Here is an 18215-nt window from a genome sequence, read left to right as displayed (position 1 = left end):
TCTTCTATCTTTGCGGCACTAAACAACTAACATGAATTTTGTAGAAGAATTACGCTGGAGAGGTATGTTGCATGATATCATGCCCGGAACTGAAGAAGAATTGAAAAAAGGTATGACTGCTGGTTATATCGGGTTCGATCCTACTGCCGATTCTCTTCATGTTGGTCATTTAACTCAAATCATGACTCTCATTCATTTTCAGCGTGCGGGCCATAAACCTTATGCTCTGGTAGGAGGTGCAACCGGTATGGTGGGTGATCCGTCGGGAAAATCATCCGAACGTAACCTGCTTTCTGAGGATGTTTTAGCACATAATGTAACCTGCCTTGAGAATCAGCTGAAAAAGTTCCTTAACTTTAAAGCTGGGGAGAACAGCGCCGAAATGGTGAACAATTACGATTGGTTTCAAAGTTTCACATTCCTTGATTTTATCCGTGATGTGGGAAAGCATCTTACCGTCAATTACATGATGGCTAAAGATTCTGTAAGGAAGCGTCTTGAAGGAGAAACTGGTATGTCTTTTACCGAATTTAGCTACCAGCTGGTTCAGGGCTATGATTTTTACTGGCTTTGGAAAAACAAGAAATGCCTGATACAAATGGGAGGATCTGATCAATGGGGGAACATCGTTACAGGTACAGAGCTTATCCGGCGTAAAGATTCAGGCACGGCCTATGCTATAACTACCCAGCTCATCAAGAAGGCCGACGGAACAAAGTTTGGTAAAACAGAAAGCGGCGCCATCTGGCTCGATAGTAAAAAAACATCGCCATATAAATTTTATCAGTTTTGGCTTAACACTACAGATATAGACGCAAAAAGCTGGATCCGGATTTTTTCCTTAAAGGGAAAACAAGAAATTGAAGCTTTAGAAGTGGAGCACAACGCTGCCCCGCATTTACGTATTCTTCAGAAAGCTTTAGCTGAAGAGATTACCATACGAACTCATTCTGAAGAAGCTTTGCAAACCGCTTTAAAAACCTCTGAATTTTTATTCGGAACAGGTTCGGTTGATTTCCTGAATCAGTTAAGTGACGATGAGGTTTTGGAGGTTTTTGAAGGGGTGTCGCAATTCCGGATATCAAAAACCGAATTAAGTCAGGGCTTGAGTGTGACGGATCTGCTGGCGGATAAATCGCAGGTGTTTGCTTCAAAAGGAGAGGCTAAAAAAATGATACTTGGTGGCGGGGTTTCGCTGAATCGCGAAAAACTGGCCGACCCGGCAGCTGTTATAGGTTCTGATAAACTGATAAGAGAAAAATACTTAATTGCCCAAAAAGGAAAGAAGAATTATTTCCTGCTGATTGCTGAATAGATTAAAAGAATATTTCCCGCCACCATGTGGGAAATATTTCAACGAGTATCCTATTTCAAATTTGTTTCCCTTACAATATATTCAGGCCGCTGTTTCGATTGCATAAAAAGTTTGCCAAGGTACAATCCGATAACTCCTAAAATCAAGAGCTGTAATCCTCCAAAAAAGGAAATAGTTACAATTAGTGAAGCCCATCCTGATATCGCCGCTCCGCTGTAATAGCTGTATAGAGCATAAGGGATATATAAGATAGACAGGCTCGAAATGATTAAGCCCAGGTAAATTGCCAGATGCAGAGGTTTCACGCTAAAACTGGTAAGTCCTGATGAAGCCAGTTTAATCATCTTCTTTAAGGAATACTTGGTGTCTCCAAATAAACGTACATCATGGTCGTATTCAATAACTGCTTTTCTAAAGCCCATCCATGAAATTAATCCTCTGAAAAAAATATCCTGCTCGGTAAGGTCTTTAATTACATTAACCAGCTTTTTGTCAATTAATCTAAAATCGGGCGAGTTCGGTTCAATTGAAATATTTGTAAGGAAGCTCATTATCCTGTAGAATAATCTGGATGTATTCTCTTTAAATACGCCGGCGTTTTGCGTGGCATCCCTGCGTTTGCAGATAACCACTTCGTAGCCCTCCTCCCATTTATGTACCAGCTCTTTCACCACCTCCGGCGGATTCTGAAGATCTGCATCCATACAGATTACAGCATCGCCGCTGGCAAAATCATAACCTGCACGTAAAGCATTCTGCTGCCCGAAATTTCGCGAAAAATCGATAAAATAAAAATCGGGATATTGCTGAGACAGTTGTTTCAGAACTTCAAGACTATTGTCCTTGCTTCCATCATTTATAAAAATAAGCTCTAATTTGTATGATGAGTTTTGAAATAGAGAATAGAGCCGTTCTGTTACTACAGGAAGATTTGGTTCTTCATTGTAGGCGGGAATTATTACAGAGATTGTTTTAGTCATTAACTGCAGCCTTAGGTTTGTCAAAATAACTTTCGCGAAGAATTTCTAACCAGATTAAAAAACAAGGTAGGGCCTTTAACTTGTATTCCCGTACAAAGGTTCTGGCATCTGGGGGGAACAAGTCTGAAGGAGAAAAACTGGTAAGGATGATAGCAAATGCAAGTAAAAAATGATCCCAATAGGTTTTCTTTTCTTTAGTTACATACCAGATAGCTACTCCCGGGAACGCAATAATATAGGTAGCAGACTCAGAGCCTGTTGAAAATAACACCGTAAAAAGTAAAACTGAAGATAATAACAGAAGTTGAAAGCGGGTATTATTAAATCGTTTATAGTTAACCAAAACCTGGGCAAGCATCATCAGTAATCCGCATAGTAAAATATTACGAGTGCTCGCATCGGCATTTATATTTTTTTGAATAAGCCCAATTACTGAAATGTTTTGCATTACAGATCCCAGGTTTAAGCTATTCTTAGTACTTAAAGATATATACCAGTCGTGGTAACCCTGGATTTGAAAGGGAACAGAGGAGATCAAAGCTGGCAGCAAAGCCAGCAAAACGGTAAATATTAAAAAGGATGCGATGTATTTTACCTTATTTGTCGCAAAGAGGATAAATGCGAAGCCAACAATACCATAAAGCTTAATTAAAAACCCTATGGCGATTAATAAACCTGATAGTATTTCATTGTGCTTAAGGGAGAATACAAACGTAAGTATGATCAGGGCGGCAATAAAAGCATTGCTCTGAAGATTGAACAATGAAGTTAAAAGCTCATGCGAACAGATTAATAAAATGAGGTTTTGCTGATACTCCGAAACCGGGAGCTTTCTGATTGCATAGTACAACGTTAATGAGACGAATAAGGCCCATACTGGAATCCCCAGAAAGTCTGGAAGCATAGCAAATGGTGCGAAAATCAACGCGAAAAAAGGGCCGTAATGATTGGAATCAAAGAAATATTGCGGCTGCTCCTGGAAAAGGCCCTGTCCATTAGTTGTATTAATAAACGTGTATTTGAAAATTAAATAATTGTTAAAACTCCCATTTAAATACTGCTTTAGGGCTGCCGCTAAGGGTAAAATAATATAAAGGGCAAGAAGCAGTTTAGTAGAGTTGTTTTTAATGAATTTAAGCATTTGCTGTATATGAAGGGCTGAAATTAGGAAAAATCAAAAACCCAGCGAAATATATAATGGCTATTGAATTAAGAGATTGCATCCGCGAATGTCACTGTTATCGAACCGCCCAAGAATCTCAAAGCTTCCATCTCTATGTTTTTTACCCAGATCCTGGGTTGAAAGAAATGAGCAGGAGTGAAGATTAGCTAAATCGATTACATTAATACCTCCGGTTTTTTCGGCCTCTAATAGGGAGAAAGGGTCGTTTGTGTCTCTTATGTATACCCTCATCCATGGAGGGCAATTAAACCTTCCTTCACCTGTTGAATATCCTTGCGAAAGAAGTTCTGTCATTCCATATTCTGAATGAATAAAAGGAACTCCAAAGCCTTTACAAAGTTTTTCATGCAGTTCTTCCCTGATCATTTCCTTACGTTTTCCCTTCATTCCGCCGGTTTCCATTATTATCAGGTCAGGAAAATCAACGGAGTGGGCTTCAATAAAATCGAGCAGGGCATAAGTTACTCCAATCAAAATGGTTTTTTTCTTTTCCGCTTTTAGGCGGAGCAAAACCGAATGCAGATCATCATGATTATAAAGAAAATACCCGCTATCCGGATTGCGGCTTTCTTTAATCAAATCATCGACCATATATATTAATGAAGATCCGTTACGTTCCTGGTAAGATGGCAGCAAGGCAAGAAAAGTATATTCGCTTATATTGCCATAAAAATAATCAAACCCTTTTCTGTAACTGCCTTCGTAAATTGATAGAGCTTTTACAGGGTGTTTACTTTGTATCGTTCCGGTGGTGCCGGAGCTTGAAAAGATAATCTCAGGTTTTTCCGAACCACATTGAATACTATGCGATTTATAGAACTCTACAGGTAAAAAAGGAACATTGCTAAATTCAGTAATTTTACCGTGGTCAATTCTGAGAGTTCTTACAAACTCAGAATATACTTCATTTTCTGTCGCCTGATAATGAAAGATATCGAGGGCTAGCTTCGAGAAGTCTGCTTCAGATTTTATATTAAAAATTTCTTGCGGATTGATTGTTGTCACAGTCAAAGATAATCAGATTAGTGTCTGGCTCTTCTTTTTATAAAAGCTTCTCGGGCAAAAAATCCCGATAGGGCTGAGAATCCGGAAACGAGCCCCCCGAGAATAGCAGTTAACAACAGAACAATTAGCCAGTTAAAGGGCCAGTCTGGTAACATTAACATTTGCCCGACCCGGTTCGCCAAAATATTATCGTTGGGAAGACTCTTCCATAGACTCATCATTATCCATAACAGAAAAATTGCGATAAAGCCACCTGTAAAGGCTTCGTTCCCATTTTTAGCCTGCCAGCCGGCAATTGTAAAGGAAACTATGCCGATTATCCACCAGGGCAGAAAAAGCTGTAATATTAAAGCGGCTAAAAAAATGGGTAATACTATCATACATTCTTTAGGGTCGCCATTAAACCCGTATTGGTTTATTAATGGGTAAGTGTTAAATGGCCTTTAATTCTACTGTTTTTTTTTGTTGCAGAGCGTAAAAATAGTAATTCATTTAGTTCACCACTGGTCCAGGTGTTCAAAAGATCATCATAATAAAAACTTCCTGGATTCCCTGACTGTCCTCCGGGAAAGACCCCATAACCTTTGGTCACTTTACCTAACGACACAACCATTCGCCAGGATGGCCCGTGACTTTCATTTAATGCGTTTACAGATGTTTTGGAACCACCATTATATAAGAGGCGGGAACCGAACCCCGCTATTTTGGCGAGATGAGGAACATTGCTATGTTTTACATTTGCCCATTCCCAGCTTTTGCCAAGATGACCAAATTTTCCTTCCAAACTATCAATCGTAAATTTAAAAGCAGCATTAACAATATCTTCACGAGTTTCTTTTTTAGGGGTGGTGATATTATCGAACCATTTTGAATCAGGTTCCTCTAAAAAAAGATGTACAGTTCTGTCGCGGTTAGGAAACCGCATGGGAGAGTTTAGATTGGTGAATTCATCCGCCCAGATTTTGTTATAAATATCCTTTTGCCAGATCTCAAAAATACTCGCAGCAATTTCGTTTGGATCAAATTTATATTCCCATTTTTGGATAAGATTAAAAGCCTCTCTTTCACTCGCATTAAGTCTTCCTTTCTTTACAAGGCTCAGCATTGTGGGTAAAACGTCTTTTGCCAGAACACTGTAGTTGTCGGTCTGCAGATTTCGCATACTATCTATATTTACCTTTTCCATTTTAGAAAGGCGGGTGTTAATTCTGTTCCCGCGTTCATAACCGGCAAATTCCCAGTTTAAATAATAAGGATAAGATTTGTTTGCCGGATTTTGATTTGCCGAGCTAACAAACCCTCTGGTAGGATTTTTAACCGAAGGGTTTTGCTCAAACGGAATCCTTGACTGCCAGTCTTCCCCTGCATTTGTTCCATCTAATAAAAACTTACCATTCCCTTTGTTTTTTCTGGGGAAATAACCGGCTGCTGTTAAGGATATGTCGTTATCGACACTTGCAAATACAAAGTTTTGTGCAGGGGCGGTATAGTAACTTAGCGCCTTACGATAATCTTCATAATTTTCTGCACGGTTTAAATAATAAAAAGTAGCAATGTCTGCTGATGGATCATGCGCTATCCATCGAAGAGCATAACCTTCGGGAACATTATTGGCTTTGATGAAATCTGGTCTGTGCAGATATACTACCGGTCCGTGGTGAGTATATAAAACCGTATCGGATATTGTTTTATGTCCCCGTACGTGGATGGTTTCAATCCTTTTTTTAACAGTTTTCCACTCATTGTTGTGCCAGTAGTGCTTATACTGCTTGTCTTTAAATTTTATCCGATACCAGTCCAGAACATCGGCCCCAACATTGGTAACTCCCCATGCTACTTTCTGGTTAAATCCGATTACTATGCCGGGGGCTCCTGGAATTGAAACACCATAAACATTTATTCCGGGGCCAATTAATTGCGTTTGATACCATATTGCCGGCAGAGTTAAATTTAGATGCGGATCGTTTGCAAGTAAAGGATATCCGCTCGCTGTTTTACTTCCCGAAACTGCCCAGTTATTACTTCCAATACCTTCATTTTTCTGAGGGGTAGCAATAGTTGTGTTAGCCGGCACAGGAGCAGAGTGCTCAGCTTGGATATCAGCTTTAAAATCCCATTTTGTGTCTCTAGGAATAATTGTTTCATCTCTAAACGGATAATCCGGAAACAAATCATTCATTACCTCTGGGCCAAATTTTCTCAGGGCGTTACTCATATAAAATTCATCGGAGCCACCTGCTAATGTGGCCGACATTAATTTTAACAGCAATGCAGTATTTAAAATTGTCCATTTTATTGGCTTGTAATCTAAAATCTTAAATTCTATAGGGTATTTCTCACTATTTAAAGTTGAAATATAAGCGTTTATGCCATCAGCATATGCCTGGGTCATGGCTTTTATCCGGGGATATTTTTCCAGTTCCTTTACCATGTTTTCGGCTCCGTAACCCATTCCTAAACGCCTCTGGTATTTATCCAGTTCCAAAGCTTTTTTACCTATAACTTCTGATAATGTTCCTGCCGCAAAGCGTGTTTGAAAATCAAGCTGCCATAAACGGTCCTTTGCAGTTACATACCCCTGGGCGAAATAAAGATCATATTCATTACCGGCAAAAATATGAGGAACCTGATGTTCGTCATATGAAATTTGAACCTTACTTTTTAGTTCTTTAAGGTGTAAAACAGCATTCTGAAGATCTTGTCTTTCCGCATTTTGCCAGAATCCAAAAAAGGGACTTAAAAATTTTCCAAGTGGAGGAACCGAGCCCAGTTTTATATTAAGCAACACCAAAAGTGTTATAGAAAACGCTATACTGAGCAGTGCTTTAACTATTTTCATATTATAGAAATATAATAATAGTTAAAAACTTCAGTCAATCAAATTGATTATAGCGGAAATGTCTTTTTTTATTTATATATTATTGAACTGGTGTTTAAACATTTTTCCTATTTTAGAGTTGGTATTTTGTATTATTGCAAATTACAAGATATTATTGACTAGCCTTTTATACTAAGAACGTCTATAGCCGTTCGTGAAGGGAGTATATGTATAATGCTGATAATATCATCGATGCTATAGATTGTCAGCGTGTTTATTGGAATTGAATGACAGAAGAGAAAGAGCCTTTACCGGAGTTACCAGGGTTGCCGGAATTTAGTATTGAGCAGTTAGAAGAAGGGGTGCAACACGTTAATAACCCTATTATTGGTCTTAAGCCTATAGAGAAAGTGTATTTGCAAAGTGTTGTCGAATACACTCAGAAAGACAATAATTTTTACTTTTCTGACGGTAGCGCTGTTGTAGAGATAAGAGTAGTTAGCGATGAAATTATACGGGTTAAATTAGCTCCTCACGGAACATTTTTGGACGAATTCTCGTATGCTGTTCCTAAACTGGAGCAACATGCAACTGTTTTCTCTTTTAAAGATGCTGACGAATATTACAGGGTTGAGACAAATACTGTAGCCTGTATAATAGATAAGAAGGATTTCCTTATTTCATTCGAAGATAATGCCAGCAGGGTAATCAACAGCGATTATTCTACTATGCATTGGGAAGAAAATGTTGATTTCGGTGGATATTATGTCTATTGTACAAAACATTGTAGTCCGGATGAATCATTTTATGGATTAGGAGACAAGCCAACATCATTTAATATCAGGGGGCGCCGTTTTTCAAACTGGGCAACGGATACGTATTCATTTGCCAGGGATCAGGATCCACTATACAGGGCTATACCCTTTTATCTGGGAGTTAAGGAAGATGTCAGCTACGGTATTTTCTTTGATAATACGTACAAAACTCATTTCGATTTTGCCCATCAGGATGTTGATAAAACTTCATTCTGGGCGGATGGTGGTGAACTTCAGTATTATTATATTCATGGCCCTCATATGATGGATGTGGTTAAACGCTATCATAGTTTAACCGGTACCCATCCTATGCCTCCCCAATGGGCTTTGGGTTACCATCAATGCCGCTGGAGCTATTATCCCGAAAGCAAGTTAAAAGCTCTTGCCAAGAATTTCCGTGATCGTAAGATTCCTTGTGATGCTTTGTATCTTGACATTGATTACATGGACGGATACCGCTGCTTCACATGGAATAAAAAATATTTTCCTGAGCCAAAAAAGATGATCAAAGAGCTTCTGGATGATGGTTTCAGGACAGTTGTTATTATTGACCCGGGAATTAAAGTTGACGAAAACTACTGGGTCTTCAAGGAGGGTAAAGAAAAGAAATATTTCTGCCGCCGCTCGGATGATTACTTTATGGAAGGGCATGTATGGCCCGGCCGCTGCCAGTTTCCTGATTATACGAATCCGGAAGTACGAGAGTGGTGGGGTACATTATTTAAGGGCCTTGTCGACGACGGTGTAGCGGGTGTTTGGAATGATATGAACGAACCTGCAGTATTTGGTTCAGGCTCCTTTCCTAACGATGTGAGGCACCAATATGACGGTCATAGGGGATCACACCGCAAGGCACATAATATTTACGGAATGCAAATGGTACGCGCCACCTATGATGGTTTGAAAAAACTGTTTAAGAATAAGCGTCCGTTTACCATTACCCGTTCGGGATATGCTGGAGTACAACGTTATTCTTCAGTATGGACAGGCGATAACCTGGCTTCCTGGGATCATCTAAAACTTGCTTCCATACAATGTCAGCGCTTGTCAATCTCTGGTGTTTCGATGTGCGGGACAGATATCGGCGGATTTACAGGTGAGCCTGATGGTGAATTGTTTACCCGCTGGATTCAGCTCGGAGTATTTTCACCTTTCATGCGCGCGCACTCTGCCGGTGATACCCGTGAGCGGGAACCCTGGAGCTTTGGTAAAGAATATGAAGATATCAACCGTAAGTTTATTGAACTTCGTTACCGCCTGATGCCTTATATTTATTCGGCATATTGGGAACATCATAAATATGGCTTTCCTATTTTGAGACCGATGGTGATGCTCGAACAGGATGTTCCTTTAAACAGAAACCGGGAAGATGAATTTACTTTTGGAGATAAAATTCTTATCTCGCCCGTATTCGAGCCTGGCCAGAAATCTAAAATGGTTTACCTTCCCAAAGGGAAATGGTTCAATTACTGGTCGCACGAACCTTTAGAAGGAGGGAAAGAGCATGAGGTGTTAACACCTTTGGATAGTATGCCAATTTTTGTTAAAGCTGGTTCGGTTATTCCCGAATGGCCATTAATGCAGTACGTAGGAGAGATTGAGCCTGATGAAATCAAGTTCCAGATCTACTATTCAGAATCTGAAATAAATTCTTTTTACTACGAAGATCATGGCGATACATTCGCCTACGAGCAGGATATTTATACCGAAAAGAAATTTGTGGTTAAAGGTGACGCGTTGTCTTGTACAATAAAACAAAGCTCCGAAGGATTATATACTCCGAGATACGAAACATATGAACTAAAATTTATAGGTTTACCATTCCAGCCATCAAAAGTTTTAGTTGACGGCAAAGAAATACATCATCAAAGTTTAAACTTTGATCACCTTAAGCGTGTTGTAATAAAAGCCAATAAAAACTTTAAAGAGATTCAGGTTCTGAAATAATGGAGAATAAAAAGAAAACGAAGTCAATAAAAGCGACCTCTTCAGCGCCGGTGAGATCATCGACAGTTGAAGTAAATAAACCTTTAGAAAATAAAGTTGTAGTATTTTCTAAGTTAACGGATTTCGATATTCATTTATTCAGATCGGGGAAACACTATAAATTATATGAAAAATTAGGCTCTCATGTCACCGTTGTGGAGGGTGTCACCGGTACTTATTTTGCTGTGTGGGCGCCAAATGCAGCCTCAGTTTCTGTAATAGGAAATTTTAACGGCTGGAACCGCGAAGCCCATCAGTTATTTGTCCGTTGGGATAGTTCCGGTATTTGGGAAGGGTTTATACCACATATTGGCAACGGGGAAGTGTATAAGTTTTTTATCCGTTCTAACGAAGGTGAAGAGCTTGAGAAATCCGATCCATATGCTTTAAGATGGGAGGAGCCTCCTCGTACCGCCTCTATTGTTTGGGATACATGGTATGAATGGTCGGATGCGGATTGGATGCAAAATCGTCACGAGAACAATTCGCTGACCCGTCCTTACTCCGTTTATGAGATTCATGTGGGTTCGTGGATGCGCAGTCCCGAAGATCCTGATAAATTTTTAGGATATCGCTTATTGGCAGAAAGCCTTGTGCCCTATGTTAAAGAAATGGGCTTCACCCATGTTGAGTTTATGCCGATTATGGAGCATCCTTTTTACCCTTCCTGGGGGTATCAGGTTTCCGGCTATTTCGCGGCATCTTCAAGGTATGGTACTCCGCAGGATTTAATGTTCCTGATAGAAGAGTTTCACAAAAATGGAATCGGAGTAATATTAGACTGGGTGCCCTCGCATTTTCCAGGCGATATCCATAGTTTATACCGGTTCGACGGCACGCATTTATATGAGCATGCCGATGAGAAAGAAGGTTTTCATCCAGATTGGAAATCTTATATTTTCAATTATGGCCGGAACGAAGTCCGTTCCTTCCTGATAAGTAATGCAATATTCTGGCTCGATCGTTTCCATGTTGACGGCTTACGCGTAGACGCAGTAGCATCAATGCTTTATCGCGATTACTCCAGGAAAGAAGGAGAATGGATCCCTAACCAATTTGGAGGAAGAGAAAACCTTGAAGCGATTAGCTTTTTAAAGGAATTTAACGTTGCCGTGTATTCTGCATTTCCGGATGTACAAACCATCGCTGAAGAATCAACTGCATTTCCTGGCGTAAGCAAACCTGTTTTTACAGGCGGTCTGGGTTTTGGAATGAAGTGGATGATGGGTTGGATGAACGATACAATCAAGTATTTTGAACAAAATCCAATTCATCGGAAGTATCATCATAATCAGATTACTTTCAGTACGGTTTATGCTTTCACAGAGAACTTTATGCTGCCTCTTTCCCATGATGAGGTAGTGCATGGAAAAAAATCCCTGATCTATAAGATGCCAGGTGATGAATGGCAGCGTTTTGCTAATCTTCGGTTGTTATATACTTATATGTTTACCCATCCTGGTGCTAAACTGTTATATATGGGTGATGAATTTGCTCAGACTTCTGAGTGGAATGTGAATTTATCTCTGGACTGGCATCTTCTTGAATTCGCGCCTCATAAAGGAATGCAGGAACTGGTAAAAGGATTAAACCATTTATATAAAGATGAAACCGCCCTATACGAAAAGAGCTTTGAGTGGGACGGATTTGAATGGATAGAGGTTAATGAATCGGAGCAGTCTGTACTTGTTTATTGCCGTAAGGGTAATCATGCGGATGATAAACTGGTAATTGTTTTAAATATGACACCAGTACCGCGTCCAAATTACCGTGTTGGTTTGCCCCATCATGGTGATTGGGAGGTTATATTCAATTCTGATGAAGAGAAGTTCTATGGAAGCGGTTTCGAACTGCAGCAAGGTTTTTCATCAGAGCCAGTACAATGGCAGGGTAAACCTCAGTCGGCATTAATTAATCTGCCTCCACTAACCGGTATGGTTTTAAAAAGATTTAACAGGACAGCTAAGTTTTGGTAATCTGATTTTCTAATAATAATATAAAAGGCTATCTGAATAAGGTAGCCTTTTTACTTTCAGCTTATTTCAGGAATAGACATGCAATGACAATTTATTGCAGAATCATCATGTTCGGGTGGGTCGGTGGGCCCACTTTTGCAAAGGCGAACCATAAAAAAAGCCCTGCAACATTTTTGCAGGGCTTCCAGATACGTATTATAGCTTATTTTAAAGTTCCGATCAATTGAACAAGATCAATGATCTTGTTTGAATAACCCCACTCATTGTCATACCATGACACTACCTTAACGAAGTTATCATTCAAAGCGATCCCAGCTTTAGCATCAAACACAGAAGTGCGGGTTTCGCCAATAAAATCAGAAGAAACAACTTCATCTTCAGTATAACCTAAAATGCCTTTAAGTTCACCTTCAGAAGCTTCTTTCATAGCTGCTTTGATATCCTCGTAAGTAGCTGATTTCTCTAACTTCACGGTTAAATCTACTACAGATACGTCGGCAACCGGCACACGGAAAGCCATACCAGTTAGTTTGCCTTTTAAAGCAGGAATAACTAAAGCAACTGCTTTGGCAGCACCAGTAGAAGAAGGAATAATGTTTTGGTAAGCACCACGTCCACCTCTCCAGTCTTTCGCAGAAGGACTGTCAACAGTTTTCTGAGTTGCTGTAACCGCATGGATAGTACTCATCAAACCTTCAAGAATCCCGAATTTATCATTTAAAACCTTCGCTATAGGAGCAAGACAGTTCGTAGTACAAGATGCGTTGGAAACGATGTTTTGATCAGCTTTTAATTCCTTATGATTAACGCCCATTACGAAAGTAGGGGTATCATCTTTTGCAGGAGCAGACATAACAACTTTTTTAGCACCAGCCTGAAGGTGTTTACCAGCAGTATCCTGAGTTAAGAATAAACCGGTTGATTCAATAACAACTTCAGCACCTACTTCATCCCATTTTAAGTTGGCAGGATCTTTTTCTGCAGTAACACGGATAGTTTTTCCGTTTACCACCAAATTGCCGTCTTTTACTTCTATAGTGCCTTCAAACTTACCATGAGTTGAATCGTATTTTAACATATAAGCCATGTAATCAGGCTCTACAAGGTCATTAATTCCAACAACCTCTATATCATTGCGTAATGAAGCTGCTCTAAAAGCTAAACGGCCAATACGGCCGAAACCGTTAATTCCAATTTTCATTTTATTATTATTTATTTGTTTCTAAAGTAATGAATATCATTAGCTGGCAAATTTACCTTATGCTTTTGAATATCCATATGATTTAATTTTTGTTCTCGTAATATTCTAACACATTATATATCGGTTCTTTGATAACCGTGGTTATATTAAATTCGTGTCTCTGAGCAACCTCCCTTAGCCAGGGTTCAAAGCCTGCAGCAATAGTTCCGGCGAAATGCAAAGGTAAGTTTTGATGTTGTTTTGCAAGCGGAATAATATAAGTTTTGAAATAGCACTCAAAACCACTTATTACCAGGTTCTTGACATAATCTTCGTTTTGATGATCGAGTAATAAATCGGCAAAGGTGCTTAAAAAAAGAACAGGAGAGGGTTGCTTGTAAACCTTATCCAGAATTTGTTTCCGGTCTAAAGAATATTTATGTGTAAAAGCCTGAAGAAGTTTTTTGGGCAGGTCGCCTATTAGATAATCTCTTAATAATACGCGCCCCATCCAGTTGGCCGAACCTTCATCGCCTAGAATATAACCCAGTCCAAAATTATTTTCTTTAATTTTCTTTCCGTTAAAGTAAGCCGCATTAGATCCGCTTCCTAAAATACCCACAAGGCCTGGTTTGTCTCCGCAGGTTGCAATAGCTGCAGCGGAGAGATCGTGCTCAACAACAACTTTACTGTACCTGAAAAATTTCGTGAAGGCATCCTCTATAATTTTTTGCCTTCCTTTAGAAAAGGCCCCCGCCCCAAAAAAATAAATACGCTTTATTTCTTCGGCATGATAAATCAAATCCGTGGCTTTATTTAAAAGATGGGTTATAGTTTTTTCATCATGAAAAAAAGGATTAATCCCGGCTGTTTTAAATTCGGAAATAATTTCTCCTTTGTCAGAAAGTTTCCAATCTGCAAAACGGGAACCGCTGTAAACGACTGCTATCATTAAAGCGCTAAGATATGCGACATTTCCAACAAGTCTTCCTCAAGGTTAAACGAATGATTATTTATTGCCTCGGTAAGTTCGGTAAGGTGCATTTTGTTTCCTCTCAGACCCACCATTTTGCGTGTTTCGCCTGCAATTAATGCATTCACAGCCGCGAAACCCATCCGGCTGGCCAGGATTCTGTCGAAGCTGCTGGGAGAACCACCGCGTTGAAGGTGCCCTAAGATGGTTACCTTGATATCGTAGAAATTGAATTTTTCTTTGACATGCTTGGCCACATTATATGCGCCACCATTTTTTTCGCCTTCAGCAATAATTACTATGCTGGAAGTTTTGTTTTTATCAGCTCCGTCTTCAAGCTTTTTAATAAGGTCGTCAATTCCTGTTTCCATTTCAGGAAGTAAAATTGCCTCCGCGCCGCCGGCAACACCTGCCCTAAGGGCGATACATCCTGAATCGCGACCCATAACCTCAACAAAAAATAATCTATCGTGCGATGCCGCCGTATCCCTGATTTTGTCGATGGCTTCGATTACTGTATTGGTGGCAGTATCGTATCCTAAAGTAAAATCGGTTCCGTATAAATCGTTATCTATGGTTCCTGGTATACATATAACAGGAATATCATATTCCCGTGATAATACTTCAGCACCCGTAAAAGTGCCATCACCGCCAATTGCAATTAAGGCATCAATTCCTTTCTCCTGTAAATTTTTATATGCTATGGCCCTGCCTTCAGGAGTACGAAACTCCAGACAACGAGCTGTTTTTAAGATTGTTCCTCCTTGTTGAATGATATGACAAACCGATTTCGAGTCCATATCGCTGAACTTTTTTTCGATCATGCCCTGGTATCCCTGGTGGATCCCAACCATTTCTTTGCCTAAATATAAGCCTGTTCTGACTACTGCACGTATACATGCGTTCATTCCAGGGGCATCGCCGCCTGAAGTAAAAACACCTATTTTATTGATTGAACTCAAGTGATAAAGTTTTTTTTTACGAATATAGGTGTATTTTTTACACTAAGTAAAATTATTGCAATAATTTTTTTCACCTTTGTGTAATATTAACATTCAAGCGCTAGTAATTTTGCAACCACCTCTGCCTATTTTTGAGTCTGTATTTACAATAGATTGTGTCATCTTCGGTTTTCAGGAAGGTGAATTAAAAATTCTTTTGATAGAGCGTAACTCTGAGCCCTTTAAAGACTGGTGGGCTTTGCCGGGACTTTTTGTTCAGCATAACGAGGGTATCGATGTTGCCGCCGAGCGCATTTTGTATGAGCTCACCGGCTTGCGCGATATTTATATGGAGCAGCTCTATACTTTCGGTGAAGTCGACCGCCATCCGGAAGGACGGGTTATAACTGTGGCATATTATGCCATGATCAGGCTTACAGGTCATAAGGAATTAAAGCCTATAACTAATTTTGCTAAGAAAGCATTTTGGCATCCGGTATCTGAACTTCCTAAATTAGCGTTTGACCACTCAGCTATTTTTGAAAAAAGTCTTCAGAAAATTCGCCGGAAAATCAGTTATCAACCCATAGCTTTCGAATTGTTGCCGGAAAAGTTCACATTAACTCAGTTGCAGCATGTATATGAAGCTATCCTGAACAGAAAGCTGGATAAGAGAAATTTCAGGAAAAAAATGCTGAACTATGATATTCTCAGGGAGCTCGACGAAAAACAACGCGGGGTTTCATACAGGGCCGCAACCTTATATAAATTCGACAGAAGAAAATATGCCAAGCTGTTCCAGAAAGAGCTTTCTTTTATGAAAGAGGAATAATGCTTTATTATTTAGACCTGTAAGATCTTCAAAACCTTACAGGTCTTTTTGATTTATGCGGATGGATTTTCAATGTGAAATTTTACCAGATCATCTATAGGCGACCTGATAAGTTTGCCCAGTTTCATGCCATATTCATTGGCAACTTCTTCTAAAACGTTTCTGAAATTATAAGCTACCGAACCAATGCAATTCAATTCATAATCCTTATAGTTCGGATAATGGCTTACAAGATTTTTGAAGAAATCTTCAAAAGATGTTTTTACCAGGTTTCGTGTGTATTCAATATTTATGGTATTGTCGTATACAAATTTGCTGAACTGGGCACAGAAACGATTAGCCAGGGGTTTTGAATATACATTTTCCTGGATATCATCCGGAGTAAGTTTGTATGTTTCCCAAAAGCTTGCGCGTACTGCTTCCGGCATATATCCTCTTAAATAGTCAATAAGCAATTTTTTACCGATGTAACAACCGCTTCCTTCGTCACCTAAAATATAAGCTCCGGAGTCAATTTGATAACTTACATCATGACCATCATAAATACAGGTATTGGTGCCTGTTCCTAAAATAGAGGCAAAGCCTTTGGAAGTTCCTAACAAGGCACGGGCAGCAGCTAAAAGATCGTGACCTACAAATATTTTACTGCTTTGAAAAATTACCTGGAACGCTTCTTTTAGCTCATTGGCTTTTTCCTCATTATGCACGCCGGCTCCATAAAAGTTTACTTCGCTTATTTTACTGTATTGTAAATCTTCAGGAAGATTTTTCTTTAGCGATTCAATTACATATTCCTTATCGACAAAATAAGGATTGTAACCTTCTGTATTGAAATATATTTTCTTTCCCTCATCATTCAAAAGACACCAGTTGGTTTTGGTAGATCCTCCGTCGGCTATTATAATCATAGTGTTTGCTTAAAGTGTCTAAATTAAATATTTCTTCGGGATTGAATGTCATTCTTTAGATATTCATGTTTTTTTGTTTTCAAAGCGGAGTTTCTTACCGGGTCTTGGTCTAAATCTCTTAAAAATAAATATCTTGCCGGCCAATCTGAACCTGAACATGAATCCCATTTTAAATAAAAACCTGTTTTTCGTAAAAGAGCATCGCGGTATTTTTAAGGCTGCTAATAATTTCGATATTGTCGATCCGGCAAGTAAGCAAACCATTATGCACTGCCGCGAACCTGATCTTGGAATTATCACTAAAATATTCCGCTTTACAGAATATAAAACCCAAACGCCATTTAATATTTGCATAAAGGATGTTCAGGGATTGCCTGTAGTTCGGGTAAAACGCGGCGTTACAATCTTCCGGTCGGTTGTCGAAGTGTTCGATCATAACGAAGTCTTAATAGGGCGTTTCCGCCAGCGCATGCTTTCTTTTGGAGGGAAATTTGAAGTGCAGGATCCCATGGGCCAAACCCTTTGCATCCTTAAAGGAAAATGGAGCAGCTGGGAGTTTAATTTCAGTAAAGGAGACCAGGTGCTGGCAACAGTACGCAAGAAATGGGCGGGTTTGGGTCGCGAGTTGTTTACTTCTGCCGATAATTATATGCTGGAAATAAATGAGGTAGTGCCGCCAGGTGATAAAGCAAGGCTGCTTATTCTGGCTGCCGTGATGTGTATTGATATGGTGCTGAAAGAGTGATTTTCTCATGATAGACGTGTCCTGCGCTATTATTTCCGATCAAAACCAAGGCATACTGGTAACCCAGCGCAGCGCCACCATGCCCTTGCCTTTAAAATGGGAATTCCCGGGAGGAAAGGTAGAATCGGGGGAAACTCCGGAGCAATCTTTAGTTAGAGAGATTAAAGAAGAGTTAGGTGTCAATATCCGGATAACAGCCAGTTTAAGTCCGGTTGTTCATACCTACGGAACTAAAACCATCCGCCTAATTCCCTTTATCTGTCATATAACAGAAGGCGAAATCACCTTGCACGAACATCAGGACTATCGCTGGCTCAAGCCGGGTCAATTATTAACTTTAGATTGGGCAGAAGCAGATATCCCTGTTGTCAAGGAGATCTTAAAGATAAGCCAGCTTCAATAATGTCAAAGCGCCTGCACAGATGCGTTTAAAAACATTATTTATAAGATATTAAAAAAGCAACATGCGTCGCTGTGGAACATGCAGCCCCGTGTTTGGCTAATACGCCTGCAGGCATTAGGCCCGGGGCCGGTATCGCTTCACCCGGGTTTAATTAT

The 18215-nt window shown here is 39.7% G+C and carries 15 protein-coding genes; 6 read left to right on the top strand and 9 right to left on the bottom strand.

Annotated features, from left to right (window positions below):
• Window positions 1–31 precede the first annotated feature (31 nt).
• Window positions 32–1315, top strand: coding sequence for a tyrosine--tRNA ligase (gene tyrS, locus WG906_RS05085; RefSeq protein ID WP_339991441.1), 1284 nt, complete (start codon window positions 32–34; stop codon window positions 1313–1315).
• A 50-nt stretch (window positions 1316–1365) separates the two neighbouring features.
• Here the strand turns inward: tyrS and WG906_RS05080 are convergent, their stop codons facing one another.
• Genes WG906_RS05080 through WG906_RS05060 form a run of 5 tightly spaced genes read right to left on the bottom strand, consistent with a single transcriptional unit; the run spans window position 1366 to window position 7322 of the window.
• Window positions 1366–2295, bottom strand: a complete 930-nt coding sequence (locus WG906_RS05080) for a glycosyltransferase family 2 protein (RefSeq protein WP_339991440.1) — start codon at window positions 2293–2295, stop codon at window positions 1366–1368.
• Window positions 2288–3436, bottom strand: a complete 1149-nt coding sequence (locus tag WG906_RS05075; protein WP_339991439.1) for a glycosyltransferase family 87 protein — start codon at window positions 3434–3436, stop codon at window positions 2288–2290. Before WG906_RS05075 ends, WG906_RS05080 begins: the two co-directional genes overlap by 8 nt.
• Window positions 3437–3496: 60 nt before the next feature.
• Window positions 3497–4483, bottom strand: a complete 987-nt coding sequence (locus WG906_RS05070; RefSeq protein WP_339991519.1) for a class I adenylate-forming enzyme family protein — start codon at window positions 4481–4483, stop codon at window positions 3497–3499.
• A 17-nt stretch (window positions 4484–4500) separates the two neighbouring features.
• Window positions 4501–4863, bottom strand: coding sequence for a hypothetical protein (locus WG906_RS05065; RefSeq protein WP_339991438.1), 363 nt, complete (start codon window positions 4861–4863; stop codon window positions 4501–4503).
• A 38-nt stretch (window positions 4864–4901) separates the two neighbouring features.
• Entirely contained in the window at window positions 4902–7322 is a 2421-nt protein-coding gene (locus tag WG906_RS05060; RefSeq protein WP_339991437.1) for a penicillin acylase family protein, read from the bottom strand.
• A 266-nt stretch (window positions 7323–7588) separates the two neighbouring features.
• On the opposite strand from WG906_RS05060, the gene WG906_RS05055 reads away from it, so the two are divergent.
• The gene (locus WG906_RS05055; protein WP_339991436.1) at window positions 7589–10063 is read left to right on the top strand and encodes a glycoside hydrolase family 31 protein; all 2475 of its coding nucleotides are present in this window, start codon (window positions 7589–7591) and stop codon (window positions 10061–10063) included.
• Window positions 10063–12078 (top strand): 1,4-alpha-glucan branching protein GlgB, encoded by a 2016-nt coding sequence (glgB, locus tag WG906_RS05050; RefSeq protein WP_339991435.1) that lies wholly within the window; start codon window positions 10063–10065, stop codon window positions 12076–12078. Before WG906_RS05055 ends, glgB begins: the two co-directional genes overlap by 1 nt.
• Before the next feature lie 202 nt (window positions 12079–12280).
• Here glgB and gap read toward each other — a convergent pair whose 3' ends face one another.
• The 3 genes from gap to pfkA form a co-directional block, all read right to left on the bottom strand.
• A complete protein-coding gene (gene gap / locus WG906_RS05045; RefSeq protein WP_339991434.1) occupies window positions 12281–13279 on the bottom strand; it encodes a type I glyceraldehyde-3-phosphate dehydrogenase in 999 nt (332 codons plus the stop codon).
• 82 nt (window positions 13280–13361) lie between these two features.
• Window positions 13362–14210, bottom strand: coding sequence for a hypothetical protein (locus WG906_RS05040; RefSeq protein ID WP_339991433.1), 849 nt, complete (start codon window positions 14208–14210; stop codon window positions 13362–13364).
• Window positions 14210–15193 (bottom strand): 6-phosphofructokinase, encoded by a 984-nt coding sequence (gene pfkA, locus WG906_RS05035; RefSeq protein WP_339991432.1) that lies wholly within the window; start codon window positions 15191–15193, stop codon window positions 14210–14212. The genes WG906_RS05040 and pfkA overlap by 1 nt, the downstream gene beginning before the upstream one ends.
• Before the next feature lie 109 nt (window positions 15194–15302).
• Here pfkA and WG906_RS05030 point away from each other — a divergent pair, with 109 nt between their 5' ends.
• Window positions 15303–16004, top strand: coding sequence for an NUDIX hydrolase (locus tag WG906_RS05030; protein ID WP_339991431.1), 702 nt, complete (start codon window positions 15303–15305; stop codon window positions 16002–16004).
• A gap of 53 nt (window positions 16005–16057) precedes the next feature.
• Here the strand turns inward: WG906_RS05030 and WG906_RS05025 are convergent, their stop codons facing one another.
• Window positions 16058–16912: an N-acetylglucosamine kinase gene (locus WG906_RS05025; RefSeq protein ID WP_339991430.1), complete on the bottom strand. Its 855-nt coding sequence runs from the start codon at window positions 16910–16912 to the stop codon at window positions 16058–16060.
• Window positions 16913–17045: 133 nt separating this feature from the next.
• Between WG906_RS05025 and WG906_RS05020 the strand changes: the two genes are divergently transcribed.
• Window positions 17046–17657, top strand: coding sequence for an LURP-one-related/scramblase family protein (locus tag WG906_RS05020; protein ID WP_339991429.1), 612 nt, complete (start codon window positions 17046–17048; stop codon window positions 17655–17657).
• A gap of 7 nt (window positions 17658–17664) precedes the next feature.
• Window positions 17665–18060, top strand: a complete 396-nt coding sequence (locus WG906_RS05015) for a (deoxy)nucleoside triphosphate pyrophosphohydrolase (protein ID WP_339991428.1) — start codon at window positions 17665–17667, stop codon at window positions 18058–18060.
• Window positions 18061–18215: the final 155 nt, after the last annotated feature.

It is taken from the genome of Pedobacter superstes (genome assembly GCF_037622515.1).
GTDB classification, from domain to species: domain Bacteria; phylum Bacteroidota; class Bacteroidia; order Sphingobacteriales; family Sphingobacteriaceae; genus Paradesertivirga; species Paradesertivirga superstes.
The sequence above is the reverse complement of the archived record's forward strand: the minus strand, read 5'-3'. Positions and strand labels throughout refer to the sequence as shown.